The 13,661-nt window shown below is 64.8% G+C and carries 9 protein-coding genes and 1 pseudogene; 6 read left to right on the plus strand and 4 right to left on the minus strand.

Annotated elements, in window-relative coordinates:
• Together AC04MD_RS20125 and AC04MD_RS20130 are read right to left on the minus strand one after the other, a co-directional pair.
• A partial coding sequence (locus AC04MD_RS20125) for a transposase (RefSeq protein ID WP_475498540.1) occupies positions 1–186 on the minus strand: 186 nt, incomplete at its 3' end.
• Between the two features lie 147 nt (positions 187–333).
• Positions 334–1,152 (minus strand): transglutaminase family protein, encoded by an 819-nt coding sequence (locus AC04MD_RS20130; RefSeq protein ID WP_162338159.1) that lies wholly within the window; start codon positions 1,150–1,152, stop codon positions 334–336.
• Positions 1,153–1,376: 224 nt separating this feature from the next.
• Between AC04MD_RS20130 and AC04MD_RS20135 the strand changes: the two genes are divergently transcribed.
• Entirely contained in the window at positions 1,377–1,706 is a 330-nt protein-coding gene (locus AC04MD_RS20135) for a hypothetical protein (protein ID WP_162338158.1), read from the plus strand.
• Between the two features lie 89 nt (positions 1,707–1,795).
• On the opposite strand, the gene AC04MD_RS20140 is transcribed toward AC04MD_RS20135, so the two are convergent.
• Positions 1,796–2,419 carry a hypothetical protein gene (locus tag AC04MD_RS20140; RefSeq protein ID WP_475498980.1) on the minus strand — a complete coding sequence of 208 codons (624 nt, stop codon included), beginning with the start codon at positions 2,417–2,419 and terminating at the stop codon, positions 1,796–1,798.
• A 696-nt stretch (positions 2,420–3,115) separates the two neighbouring features.
• On the opposite strand from AC04MD_RS20140, the gene AC04MD_RS20145 reads away from it, so the two are divergent.
• The 5 genes and pseudogenes from AC04MD_RS20145 to AC04MD_RS20165 all read left to right on the plus strand — a co-directional run.
• A complete protein-coding gene (locus tag AC04MD_RS20145) occupies positions 3,116–3,376 on the plus strand; it encodes a hypothetical protein (RefSeq protein ID WP_162338157.1) in 261 nt (86 codons plus the stop codon).
• Between the two features lie 19 nt (positions 3,377–3,395).
• Positions 3,396–3,668 (plus strand): hypothetical protein, encoded by a 273-nt coding sequence (locus AC04MD_RS20150; protein ID WP_238391268.1) that lies wholly within the window; start codon positions 3,396–3,398, stop codon positions 3,666–3,668.
• Positions 3,669–3,842: 174 nt separating this feature from the next.
• A complete protein-coding gene (locus tag AC04MD_RS20155; protein WP_475498981.1) occupies positions 3,843–12,545 on the plus strand; it encodes a glycoside hydrolase family 94 protein in 8,703 nt (2,900 codons plus the stop codon).
• Positions 12,542–12,802, plus strand: coding sequence for a hypothetical protein (locus AC04MD_RS20160; RefSeq protein WP_475498982.1), 261 nt, complete (start codon positions 12,542–12,544; stop codon positions 12,800–12,802). The genes AC04MD_RS20155 and AC04MD_RS20160 overlap by 4 nt, the downstream gene beginning before the upstream one ends.
• An 87-nt stretch (positions 12,803–12,889) precedes the next feature.
• Positions 12,890–13,414, plus strand: a pseudogene (locus AC04MD_RS20165) (transposase); the annotation flags it as partial.
• 34 nt (positions 13,415–13,448) lie between these two features.
• On the opposite strand, the gene AC04MD_RS20170 reads toward AC04MD_RS20165, so the two are convergent.
• Positions 13,449–13,661 (minus strand): integrase core domain-containing protein (locus AC04MD_RS20170; RefSeq protein ID WP_475498912.1); only part of this gene is annotated, 213 nt, incomplete at its 5' end.

Genomic DNA, 13,661 nt, shown 5'->3' on the forward strand with positions numbered 1-13,661 from the left:
CTCCGCCACCAACGAGGCATCCGCCTGCCGCGTAGCCGGTGCCTTGCGCTGCTCTCTGACCCACGCGTACAGCGAGTCGATGCTCACTCCCAGCCGGGTCGAGACCTCTCGCACCGAACGCCCCTGATCGATCACCTGCTTCGCCGCCTCGGCCTTGAACTCATCCGAATACCGCTTGCCGCTCATACACACCTCCATGATTGCCGTAATGTACGGCTTGGAGATGTCTACTGAACCCGGGGCGATTCAGCGTCGATCATATGAATCCGCGACCCGAAGCGGACGTGGCCCTGCTCCGCAGTAAACACAACGCTTTGAAAGGGGGCTCGACGGTTATCCAGCATCACCCGAGAATGAGGGTGAAACGTCATTGGTCCGCTCACCTACCCATACCTGCATGTCCACCGTCTGCAGCCAACCGTAGTTGGTCAGGAACGCCACATCGGCCGCATCGCGACCGTAAGCAACCACGATCCGGCCGCCACGGGGCGCGGCTTGCGTCGGGTCGAACGTGTACCAGCGGCCGTCCAGGTAGGCCTCGAACCAAGCGTGCAGGTCCATGGGTTCCAGCTCGTACAGATAGCCCACCACCATGCGTGCGGGAATGCGCAGGCTCCTGCACAGCATGATCCCGATGTGGGCGTAGTCGCGGCAGACGCCCGCCCCTGCTTCCATGGTTCCAAGCGCGTCCGTGCTGGGGTCGCTCACGCCGTACCGGTACGCGATGTGCGTGCGGATCCATTCCACAATGGCGCCGACCTGGCCGGAACGGGAGCCGGCAGCCTCCACGATGGCCTGCGCCTGCTGGAACGCACGGTCGCTCGGGCAGTAGCGGCTCGGCAACAGGTACTGCAGCGCGTAATCGGGCAAGAACGCGGCCGATGCCGGCGCGACCCACGGCGCGATGGCGATGTCGCGCTCGGTCTCGACCTCGAGCTCGGCGCGGATTTTCATGCGTCCGCGCCGCACAACAAAGCGCTGGCAGAGGTTGCCGAACACGTCGACGAACTCCGTCGGCCGGACGTGCGGCTCGAACGAATAGGCTTCACTGATCAGCCACTGCGCTTCACCGCTGCGCGGGCGCAGCATCGCGACCACCGCGCAGTCCTCGATGGATTCGACAACCAATTCGCATCCCGCTTGCAGGCGCATGTTCGACCAGGTGGGAGAATAAGCTCGTCGGGAGGGCGCCGTCGGTCAAGATCTCGCCCCCGACGTAGCAAGGATCGTCTCATATCCTTGGCAGCTCTGGCGTTACGCACCAAAGCAACGCCCTGGATCTGTCGTGGGCGCCGACCATCAAAGGACAGAAACTTGGCAAGGGCAGCCTACGGGTACAGGAGTAAGATCAACCAATTCTCAATCGAGATTCGTCAATGGACGGCCGCTTCCCCCGGATTGTCGATATCGACGTGCCGGCCTTGGAGAACAAGGTGAACAGCAAGGTGGATGAGGCAATTGTCATCAGCCTGGATATCGAGCCTTCAGAAAGTTGGATCCGTCTCTTCCGAGAGGAGGTCGAACAACTTCTGGGCCAGATGAACTTGGCTGAAGTGACCATCGTGGGCCAGAAGATTTCATTCTTCGCCTCGACGGATGACTACAGGCGACTGGGCGATGAGATCAAGCGACTAGTTGCGGGAACTTCCTATCGACTTCAGCGGACTCGCAACGCTGCTGCAGGAAGCTGGAAATCGGAGTACTGATTCCTGAGGTCCGCATGCACGCGTGGATACGCGTGCATGCGTCTGGCTTTCGTCCCGATGCCCATGAGCGTCGCAGCAAGTCCAAGCACTCAATGCTTATGATGGCCAAGCATTTCGTCCCGGCGTTGCTCTGCGCGCGAGGCTCCGATAGCCGTTTCGACCTTCCTGACCTCCTCAGGTGGAGGCAGGACAGGGGGCATACCCAAGGATTTGATCCATAGCTCCCGGCACCAGCCCATCGTGTGGTAAAGATGATGATCCTCATCGTTCTCCACCGCCTTATAGGCCGGTCCAAGCACTTTGGCCAACATTCCTCCTTGCTCGACTACCTTCCCGATCAGCTCCCAGTTCTGGTGATCTTTGGTTTCGGCAAGAACCACGCACTCGGCAGCCACGAGTTGCGCTGCTTCTGGCGTCCCGGTCTTGACTGCCATCTCAATCGCCTTGACGAGTGCCGCTCCCAAGTGCGCGACCACTTTTCGTCCCGCGGACTGCTGTTCGGTGTCGATCTCCAGCTGCTTGAAAACACGGATGAGAACTTCTTCATGGGTGCGGGTCTCGTCCAGATACCCGCTCCACTCCTTCTTGAGATCCTTGTTGACCGCAGCGTTGACGGCAGCGGTGTAGATCAGAATTCCGCCTCGTTCGGTCTCAAGTGCTTGCAACAGAAGTTCGTGAACCTGATCGGATCTGACTTTCGGGGAAGATGCCATGGCTATGTGAATCCTCTGGCTGGGCGGGTCTTCTAGGTACGCCGAACAGTGAGAACTCTGCGTGACGGACGATTTGCGTTCTTCACGAAGAAAATATCTCCGTGGAATCCCATGCGAATCGAGCTTTCGCCAACAGGCCGACCGTGTCGGCCTTGACCCGGCGTGGCGCCAAGCCCAGCTCAATGCGGAGAGTGGGAGACAGCAAGGCTGGCTTGGCAGCGGGCACGACATTGCGCCGCAACGTCTGCACCGTGCGCTTCCCAACGTTACCGCCGCGTGACGCTATAGGCTCAAGAAAAAACGCGGCTCGCTATCCCGACGTGCTAGCTTGGTGACACGCGGAATTCCGAGACTGGCTAACTTCCGCGCCCGCAGTGTGCCGGCTCGCACAAGATCGAGAGCCGCCATGAGCAACAAACCGCATCGCGTCGTCCTGGGTGTCCACGCCTTCCAGCGCCTCGCCCGACTCTTGAACGATCACGCCGTCGAGTGCGCGGAGAATGAAGGATGGCCGATTCCAGCCGATGCAGAACCGCCGCCGCGCGCCATGGCGTGCCACGGCGTCCTACAGCGTGTAGTGGCTCCGTGCCGCCAGCACGCCAGAAGAGCGTGGCAGTTCTGGGGCAGAAGAAGCGAATCGCAGTGCTACACCAAAGATAATGGTGGCATTCCGCGAGCCGCTGCGGAGGCCGCGTCATGAGCAGCATCTCACTGATCATCTCGTCCCTCGGTGTCGAATTCATCGGCAGACGGCTCGATCCCGAGCGGGATACGCGTGTCAATGCGTATCGTCTTGTCCACGAAGAGCAGGGCTCGGGCAGCAACGTACGCTGGTTTTTCTTCGCCAAGGCCGATCTTTCCAGGCCGGAAGCCATGGCGCGTGCGCAACAGTGGTATGAAACGTCGCGGCATCCCGACTGGCCTGGCTTCAAGTACCCGGCCGGCGCACGCGAATGAATGCCGGCCAGGAAAGCGCATGAGGCGCGAACACACGCAGGTCTTCCTCCTGCAGCTGGGTACCCGTCAGTCCATAGGGCCGGACGATCTGCGCTTGCTCTGGGCGACCGCGTGCGAGTCCATGGATATACACGTGAGCCGCCGCGTGCAGCTGGGCGGAACGGATGGTCGCCGACCATGCTACGGCCTATGGGTGCGGCGCACGTTCAACCCGGTTGCCGCCGAGGAGCGCCTGCGCGCGATGCTGGATGCGCGCGGCTACCTGTTCACGCTGACACCGATTCCCGTCTAGACCTTCGTTCCGTGCGCACCGCGGATGCGTGCAGGCTCAACGAACCGTCGTATGCAGCGCTTGCGCCAGCCGCGCTCAGTTGAAGGACTGGCTTGGCCGCGCCCTTCACATCCACCTGCTGATATGCGTGCAAGGATGGGATCCACGTCGGTCAGCCGCCCCACAGGATTTCCGATGCCCCAGGTCTGGAGAGTCTTCAGCCGTTGGTTACGCCTGCGCCGGCGCCTGTGGCGCTGGCGCCGCGCCGCGACCCAGAAGCCGCTGCGCGCGGAATCGCCATTGCGGGCGCAGCTCTTCAACGTCGAGCAGATGGAACTGCATGGCCATGCGCTGGCGCGCGCGCACCGGTTGCGCGCGCATGCAGGGCCGGAGCGCCTGCTGAATAGACTGACCGAGAACGAGGGCCTTCTGGACGATGTCTGCGCGCTGCTGACGCGGATGGTGCAGGACGACATGCGTATCACGCCGGCTGGCGAATGGTTGCTGGACAACTATTATCTGGTGGAAGAACAGATCGTCACTGCGCGGCGGCATCTTCCGACAGGCTACAGCCGGCAACTCCCCTCGCTGAGCCAGGGTCCGTCCAGCGGCCTGCCACGCGTGTATGACCTGTCGCTGGAAGCCATCGCGCACGGCGATGGCCGCATCGACGCGGAAACGCTGCGCCGCTTCTTCGCTTCCTACCAGTCCATCACGCCGCTGAAGCTGGGCGAGCTGTGGGCGATCCCGATCATGCTGCGACTGGCGCTGATCGACAATCTGCGTCGCATGGCCGTGCGTGTAATGCGCGACGGCGACGATCACCGCTTGGCCAGCGAGTGGGCTGCCCGACTCAACCGGACGGCAGCGGAGAATCCCAAGGACGTGGTGCTGGTCGTCGCCGACATGGCGCGTTCGGATCCACCGCTGAGCGGCGCATTCGTTTCCGAGCTGACGCGGGGACTGCAGGGACGTGGCGGCGTGTTCTCCATGCCGATCACCTGGCTGGAGCAATGGGCGGCAGACGGCGGCCTGCGTATCGAGGAACTGGTGCATCTGGAGAGCCAGCAGCAGGCCGCGGACCAGGTATCGATCAGCAACAGCATCGGCAGCCTGCGCTTCCTGGCCAACATGGACTGGCGGGAATTCGTCGAAGACATGAGCGTGGTCGAGCACACGCTCCGGGCGGACCCGGCGCGTACGTACGCGCTGATGGATTTCAGTACCCGCGACAGCTACCGGCACGTGGTGGAAAAGATCGCCCGGCTCGCGAATGTCGGTGAGGACGCGGTGGCGGAGATCGCGCTGCAGTTGGCGCAGGCCGCCGCCACGACAGCGCCGGGCCATCACCGGGCACACGTCGGCTTCTATCTGGTGGACGATGGCGTCAGCCAGACGCAAGCGGCGGTGACGGCCTCATTGCCAGGTGCGCGGCGGGTCCGCTTGCGCCCGCGCCGGATTCCGCTGGCGGTCTATCTGCTCCCGATCGCCACCATCATCGGCCTGTTCACCCACGGCCTGCTGACGGCGGGGTCAGCAGCGCATGCGGTGCCGACGTGGCTGCTGGCAACGCTCGCGCTCCTCGCCTTCAGCGAACTGGGCATAGCGCTCGTGAATTGGATGGCAACCCTGCTGGTGCCGCCCCGCCCCCTGCCCCGGATGGATTTCTCCAAGGGCATTCCGGCGACGGCGCGCACGCTGGTGGTGGTCCCCAGCATGCTCGGCAGCCTGGAGGGTGTGGACAGTCTGGCCGAAGCACTGGAAGTACGCTTCCTGGCCAACCGCGACGCCCACCTGCACTTCGCCCTGCTCACGGATTTCCTGGATGCGGACGACGCGTCGCTGCCTGGCGATGCCGTGCTGCTGGCCCATGCCGTGCACCGGGTCGAACAGCTCAATCGCCGGTACGCGCCGGAACGCGCCGACGAAGGCGGCGGCGACCTGTTCTTCCTCTTCCATCGACCGCGCCTGTGGAATCCGCGCGAACGGCGCTGGATGGGCTACGAACGCAAACGCGGCAAGCTGGCGGCATTGAACCGGCTGCTGCGTGGCGGGCTGGGAGAAGACTTCCTGCAGGTGACCGGCAACATCGGCGTGCTGGCGCAGGTGCGCTACGTGATCACGCTGGACACCGACACCAAACTGCCGCGCGACGCCGCGCGCGAGTTCGCCGGCACGCTGGCGCACCCGCTCAACCAGGCCGTATTCGACCCGCGGCGGCGGCGCGTGGTCCGCGGCTACGGCATCCTCCAGCCCAGCGTAGGCACCAGTCTCAGCGGGCGGCCGAGTTCGCGCTATGCGCGCATGTTCGGCAGCGAGCCTGGCATCGATCCGTACACACGCACGGTGTCGGACGTCTACCAGGACCTGTTCGGCGAAGGATCCTTCGTCGGCAAGGGCATCTACGATGTGGATGCGTTCGAGCATGCGCTCGCCGACCGCTTTCCCGACAACCGTATCCTCAGCCACGACCTGCTGGAGGGGTGCTACACACGTGCCGGCCTGGTCAGCGACGTGCGCCTGTTCGAAGACTATCCGTCGCGCTACGCGGCTGACGTGAAGCGGCGCTACCGGTGGATCCGCGGCGACTGGCAGCTGTTGCCGTGGTTGTTGCCGTGGGTGCCGCGCCGCGGTGGCGGGCTCGAGCGCAATCCATTGTCCTGGCTCTCGCGCGGCAAGCTGCTCGACAACCTGCGTCGCAGCCTGGTGCCGACGGCCACCTTCGCCCTGCTGGTGCTGGGCTGGTTGTTTTCGCCGGAGCCGCTCGCCTGGACCGCGTGGCTGCTGAGCCTGTGGGCCCTGCCCGTGCTGCTTCCGGCGCTGCGGGATGTGGTCGCCCTGCCGGTGGACATGCCGCTGGAAACCCATCTGGTGCAGGTTGGGAAATCCTGTCTGAGGCAATTCTGGCGTGCGGTCGTCAATGTGGCTTGCCTGCCGTACGAGGCTTTTTTCAGCCTGGGCGCGATCGTGCGTACGCTCTGGCGCCTCGTGGTCACACGACGGCACCTGCTGCAGTGGAACCCGTCCAGCGAAGTCGAACGCAGTCTCGGCAGCGGCGTGAGCGCGGAGCTCTACAGCATGGCGCCCGCACCGCTGATCTCGGCCGCCATCGCCGCACTTCTGGTGATGAAGCAGCCGGCCGCACTGTGGGTGGCCACGCCCTTGCTGCTGCTCTGGCTGCTGTCGCCGGTGCTGATGGCGTGGCTTGGCCGCCCCCCGGCCCGACGGACCGACAAGCTGTCCGCGCCGCAGTTGGCATTCCTGGGCAAGCTCTCGCGCCGGACATGGGCCTTCTTCGAAACGTACGTGCGCGCGGAGGATCACTGGCTGCCGCCCGACAACGTGCAGGAGCATCCGGCGCTGGTGGTGGCGCGACGCACGTCACCGACCAACATCGGGTTGTCGCTCTTGGCCAACCTGGCGGCCTACGATTTCGGCTACCTGCAGGCCGGCGGCATGATGGAGCGCACCCGCCTCGCGTTCGACACGCTGGAGATGCTGCCCCGCCATCGTGGGCACTTCTACAACTGGTACGACACCGAGACGTTGCAGCCGCTGCCGCCGGCCTACATTTCCACGGTCGACAGCGGCAACCTCGCCGGACATCTGCTGACCTTGCGACAGGGCCTGCTGGCAATCGCCGATGCACCCATCCTGGCGGCCGACACGTTCAACGGGCTGGCCGACACCCTGGCCGTGCTGGAAGACGTCGTCGAGGACACGCCGTCCGATGACGATGCGTTGTCGTTGGCGGTGATCGAATTCCGCACAGTGCTGACGCAGGCCCAATGGGAGCCGCCATCGACCGCCACCGATGCCGAACGCATGCTGGCGCGCCTGGTGGTGCACGCGGAAGGGATCGTTGCGGCATGGCCGGCTGCCGGTCCCGGCCGGATCCATCCGCATCATTGGCCGACCGCGCTCGTCGAAGGCTGCCGGTCGGCGCATGCGGAGCTGCAGTTCCTGCTGCCCGCTGCCGACGCCTGGGCAGGTGATCACCTGCCCACGTTGCGCGAGCTGCAGGATGGCCCTGCCGGCGCGCTGTCGACCCGGCGCGCGCGGGAACGGATCCACCAACTCGAGCGCCTGGCGCACATCGCCGGTCAGTTCTCGCTGATGGAATACGAGTTCCTCTACGACCGGGCGCGCCACCTGTTGGTGATCGGATACAACGTGGACGAACACCGCCTGGACAACGGGCTCTACGACCTGCTGGCGTCGGAAGCACGCCTGTGCAGCTTCGTGGCGATCGCGCAGGGACAATTGCCGCAGGAGAGCTGGTTCGCGCTGGGCCGTCTGCTGACCGAGGTCAACGGCGACGCGACATTGCTGTCGTGGAGCGGCTCGATGTTCGAGTACCTGATGCCGCAGCTGGTCATGCCCAGCTACCCGGAGACCCTGCTGGACCAGACCTCCCGACATGCGGTGGAAGCCCAGATCCAGCATGGCGAGCGCCATGACGTGCCCTGGGGCATTTCCGAGTCGGGCTACAACACCGTCGACGCGCGCATGAACTACCAGTACCGCGCCTTCGGCGTACCGGGGCTGGGCATGAAGCGCGGGCTGGGCCAGGACCTCGTCATCGCACCCTACGCCACGATGATGGCGTTGATGGTGGCGCCGGAAGCGGCCTGCCAGAATCTGCAGCGACTGACCGCCCTCGGCTTCGGTGGGCACTTCGGCCTGTATGAGGCCATCGACTACACACCGGCCCGCGTTCCACCCGGACAGGATTGCGTGGTGGTGCGCTCCTTCATGGCCCATCACCAGGGCATGGGGTTTCTGTCGCTCCTCCATCTGCTGCGACAGCAACCGATGCAGCGGCGCTTCGTGGCCGATGCGGAGTTCCAGGCGACCCTGCTGCTGCTTCAGGAGCGCATCCCGCATACCGGCGTGTTCCATCCGCACGAGGCCGAGACGCTGGGCACGCGCGCCGCGCCTACCGAGGCCGAAACCCAGTTGCGCATCTTCCGCAACCCGAGCATGTCGCGTCCGGCGGTGCAGCTGCTTTCCAACGGGCGCTACCACGGCCTGGTCACCAGCGCCGGCGGCGGTTACAGCCGCCACCGCGACATGGCGGTCACCCGCTGGCGCGAAGACGGCACGCGCGACCACTGGGGCAACTTCTGCTACCTGCGGGACGTGGAGAGCGGTGAGTTCTGGTCCACGTCGCTGCAGCCGGCGTGCGCGCCCGTGGATCAGTACGAGGCGATCTTCTCCGATGCCAAGGTCGAGTTCCGGGGTCGCAAACGCGGCTACGAGAGCCACCTGGAGATCGCGATATCCGCCGAAGACGACATCGAGCTGCGCCGGCTGCGCCTGAGCAACCGGAGCCGGCGGACACGCACCATCGAGATCACCACCTATGCCGAGGTGGTGCTGGCGCCGGCCATCGCGGACGAACTGCATCCGGCGTTCAGCAATCTGTTCGTGCAGTCGGAGATCCTGCGCGAGAAACAGGCGCTTTTGTGCACGCGCCGACCGCGCGCGCACGACGAGATACCGCCGTGGATGTTCCACCTGGTGGCGGTGCATGACGCGGATATCGGTGCGATCTCGTACGAAACCGATCGCGCGCGCTTCCTCGGTCGGGGCAACACGCCGCGCACGCCGGCGGCATTGGCGGAGCAGGACGCGCTGTCCGACAGCGAAGGCTCCGTACTGGACCCGATCGCGGCCATCCGTTGCCGTATCGAGCTGGCGCCCGGCCAGACGGCGATGATCGACATGGTCCATGGCGTAGGCGTGGACCGCGAAGCCTGCGCCGGACTGATCGAAAAGTACCGCGATCGCCGCCTCGCCGACCGCGTCTTCGACCTGGCCTGGACGCACAGCCAGGTCGTGCGCCGCCAGATCAATGCATCGCAGGCGGATGCGCAACTTTACGAACGGTTGGCCGGGCTGATCGTCTATGCGCACCCGCTGCTGCGCGCCGACGCCGACATCCTGCTGCAGAACCAGCGTGGCCAGTCCGGGCTCTGGGGTCACGCGATCTCGGGCGACCTGCCCATCGCCCTGCTGCAGATCTCGGATGCCGACAACATCGAACTGGTGCGGCAGATGGTGCAGGCGCACGCCTACTGGCGCCTCAAAGGACTGCGCGCGGATCTCGTGATCTGGAACGAGAGCCAGGCTGGTTACCGGCAGCAGTTGCAGGACCTGATCCTGGGCATGATCTCGGCCGATCCGGAGGCGAACGTGCTGGATCGTCCGGGCGGCATCTTCGTGCGCCCGGGACAGCAGATGTCGCAGGAAGACCGCATCCTGCTGCAATCCGTAGCGCGGGTCATCATCAGCGATCAGCAAGGCTCGCTGGCTGCACAGATCGGTCGTCGCGAGCCTGCCGAACGGATCATGCCGCCGCTGTTGACGGAGGGTCCCCATGAGGATCATGTCGAGCTTCCCGCATGGGAGGCATCGACCGGGCTGCCACCGCCGGCGGACGTCGACGAAGAGAACGACCCCTGGCCGTTCGAGGCCGTGGCCAGCGCCTTCGTTCACGACAACGGCACCGGCGCATTCGCCGCCGATGGCCGTGAGTACGTGATCATCATCCGGGAAGGGGCGCCGACACCGGCACCGTGGTCCAACGTACTGGCCAACGACCGGCTGGGCACGGTGGTCAGCGAGAGCATGGCGGGATACACGTGGTTCGAGAATGCGCATGAATTCCGCCTCACGCCCTGGCACAACGACCCGGTTGCCGACAGTGGTGGCGAGGCGTTCTACCTGCGCGACGAAGACACGGGTCATGTATGGTCGCCACTGCCATTGCCGCGTCGCGGCCGTGGGGCGTACCGGACTCGCCATGGCTTCGGCTACAGCGTGTACGAGCACATCGAAGATGGCATCGCCAGCGAGTTGTGGGTGTATGTGGCCGTCGAGGATGCGGTCAAGTATTCGGTACTGAAGCTTCGCAACCTGTCCGGGCGCGCACGCCGTCTCTCTGCCACCGGTTACGTCGAATGGGCACTGGGTGACCTGCGCATGAGATCGCAGATGCACGTCATCACCGCGCAGGATGCCGCCAGCGGCGTACTGACCGCTCGCAACCCTTACAACACCGAGTTCGGCGGTCGCGTCGCGTTCTTCGATACCGATGCCAGCGGCTGCAGCTTCACCGGCGACCGCACGGAATTCCTGGGCCGCAACGGCAGCATGGCCGATCCCGCGGCGCTCCAGCGCGAGGGATTGTCCGGCCGCCTGGGCGTCGGGCTCGATCCGTGCGCCGCCATCCAGGTGCCGATGTCGCTGCTCGATGGCGAGGCGTCGGAAACGGTCTTCCGGCTCGGCATGGGCAAGGACTACGAGGATGCCCTGTATCTGGCACGTCGCGTGCAGGGCGCGCAGCGGGCGCACGACGCACTGGACGCCGTCCGCATCCACTGGCGTGGACTGCTGACATCCTTGCAGGTCAGTACACCGGAGCCCGCCGTCGATGCGTTGGTCAATGGCTGGCTGATGTACCAGACCCTTGCGTGCCGCTATGTGGCACGCAGCGGCTACTACCAGTCCGGTGGCGCATTCGGCTTCCGTGACCAGTTGCAGGACACCATGGCCACGCTGCACGCCAAGCCGGCGTTGACCCGTGCGCACCTGCTGCTGTGTGCGGCCCATCAGTTCCCGCAAGGCGACGTGCTGCACTGGTGGCATCCGCCACAGGGGCGCGGCGTGCGCACGCGTTGCTCGGACGACTACTTGTGGCTGCCACTGGCCGCCTCCCGCTATCTGCAGGTGACCGGCGATGCCAGCGTGCTGGACGAGCAGGTCGGCTTCGTCGACGGTCGCCCGGTGGGTGCCGACGAAGAGTCCTACTACGACATGCCCGCAACGTCCTATCTGCGGCAATCGTTCTACCAGCATTGCGTGCTGGCATTGCGCCGCGGCTGCAGTCTGCTCGGCGAGCGTGGACTCCCCCTGATCTGCACCGGCGACTGGAACGACGGCATGAACCGCGTGGGCGAGGCCGGCCGGGGCGAAAGCGTGTGGCTCGGCTTCTTCCTCTACGACACGCTGCAGCGCTTCATCGGGGTGGCGCGCATGCGTGGCGACGAGGCATTCGCCGAGGAATGCACAGAGAACGCCGAGCGCTTACGGGGGAATCTGGAAGACCATGCCTGGGATGGCCAATGGTATCGGCGCGCCTGGTTCGATGACGGCACGCCGCTGGGCTCCAGCCAGAGCGATGAATGCCGAATCGACTCCATCTCGCAGAGTTGGTCGGTGTTGTCCGGGGCCGCGGATCCGGTGCGCGCTCGGCAGGCGATGGCGTCACTGGATCGCCATCTCGTGAAGCGGGAGGCGGGGCTGATCCAGTTGCTCGACCCTCCCTTCGACAAGACCCCAAAAGATCCCGGCTACATCCGCGGCTACGTTCCGGGTGTGCGCGAGAACGGAGGCCAGTACACGCATGCCGCGGTATGGGCCGCGATGGCATTCGCGCATCAAGGCGACACGGAACGGGCGTGGGAGCTGGCACGCATGATCAACCCGATCAATCACGCGCAGGATCCGGATGCTACCGCGCTCTACAAGGTGGAGCCGTACGTGCTCGCGGCCGATGTCTATGGCGTGGCACCGCACGTCGGCCGTGGCGGCTGGACCTGGTATACCGGCTCCGCCGGTTGGATGTATCGCCTGCTGACCGAGTCGTTGTTGGGCTTGCAGCGCATCGGGGGCGAGCTGGTACTGCATCCCTGCCTGCCACGCGAATGGACGGAATACGAACTGCGCTACCGCTTCGGATCCAGCCTCTACGTCATCTCCGTCAGGCAACAGGATGCCGGCGCTACCACGCTGCAACTGGATGGCGTCGAACAGGCAGGATTGCGTTTCGCACTCGTGGACGACGGCAATGTGCATCGGGTGGAAGCGAGCTGGTCCCGCGCGCCGATATGAAACCTCGTGCGCAGCTCGATGCGGAACTGGATCGACTGGCAACCATGATGCCGTCCTGGCTGCAACATCTCCGACATGAAGCCCAGTTCTGGCCTCAGTTCAATGCGCTCGCGAAAGAGATCCTGGATCAGGCTGCTGATGAAGATATCCCGTACGTGCAGGGACGCCTGGATTTCATGCTCAAGACACATACATGCGGGTTACCAGTAGCCACCATCAACACTGACGCAGATCCGACTGGCTGCCAGCCCCTGTAGACCGGGCCTCCATGTCCGCTTCGGGTCGCGGATTCATATGATCGACGCAACACACGGATAGCTGCATAGGCAGCAGGAGTGTTGCGAATGAAGCGCAGGAAGAGGATCTACTACACCGACACCCAGAAGGCACTGATGTGGGATCGCTGGCAGCAGGGCGAGTCCCTGCATCAGATTGCGTCCCTGTTCGATCAGCACCACAGCTCCGTCCGGAACATCCTGGCCGAGCACGGCGGCATTCGTCCGCCAGTGAGGCGTCGATCTCCGAGGGTGCTGAGCCTGGCCGAGCGCGAGGAGGTCTCCCGCGGCCTGGCGGCGGGACGATCGATCCGCACGATTGCCGCGTTGCTGGGGCGGGCGCCATCCACGATCAGCCGCGAGATCGGTCGCAACGAAGGCGCTGAAGGCTACCGCGCCAGCCAAGCCGACCAGACCGCCTGGGACAGGGCGCGGCGCCCCAAGACCTGTAAGCTGGCGCTGCATCGAGCCTTGGCCGCTCGCGTGGCAGAGAAGATCCAGCGGCAGTGGTCGCCTGAGCAGGTGGCCGGGCTCAAACGCACCTATCCCGATGATGCGAGACGTCAGGTGTCCCACGAGACGATCTATCGCACGCGGCAGTTCCTACGAAAAAGTGGACACCAATTCTCTAGCGGCACTGCTCGAACTCCACCGGTGATCGATAGCCAAGCGCCGAGTGCAGGCGCTGGTGGTTGTAGAACTGGATGTAGTCGTTGACGGCCATGCGCAGCGAACGATCACTGTCGAAGCGGTGGCGGTGATACATGTCCGACTTCATCGACTTGTTCCATGACTCCATGTGTGCGTTGTCGTTCATGCGGCGCGGCCGGTTGACCGACTG

The sequence above is a fragment of the Pseudoxanthomonas sp. LjRoot206 genome (genome assembly GCF_056175725.1).

Bases quoted from the DNA above. Each gene is read 5' to 3' on its own strand.
- AC04MD_RS20130 (WP_162338159.1), bottom strand. From the start codon at position 1,152: ATGCGCCTGCAAGCGGGATGCGAATTGGTTGTCGAATCCATCGAGGAC.
- AC04MD_RS20135 (WP_162338158.1), top strand. From the start codon at position 1,377: ATGGACGGCCGCTTCCCCCGGATTGTCGATATCGACGTGCCGGCCTTG.
- AC04MD_RS20140 (WP_475498980.1), bottom strand. From the start codon at position 2,419: ATGGCATCTTCCCCGAAAGTCAGATCCGATCAGGTTCACGAACTTCTG.
- AC04MD_RS20145 (WP_162338157.1), top strand. From the start codon at position 3,116: ATGAGCAGCATCTCACTGATCATCTCGTCCCTCGGTGTCGAATTCATC.
- AC04MD_RS20150 (WP_238391268.1), top strand. From the start codon at position 3,396: ATGAGGCGCGAACACACGCAGGTCTTCCTCCTGCAGCTGGGTACCCGT.
- AC04MD_RS20155 (WP_475498981.1), top strand. From the start codon at position 3,843: ATGCCCCAGGTCTGGAGAGTCTTCAGCCGTTGGTTACGCCTGCGCCGG.
- AC04MD_RS20160 (WP_475498982.1), top strand. From the start codon at position 12,542: ATGAAACCTCGTGCGCAGCTCGATGCGGAACTGGATCGACTGGCAACC.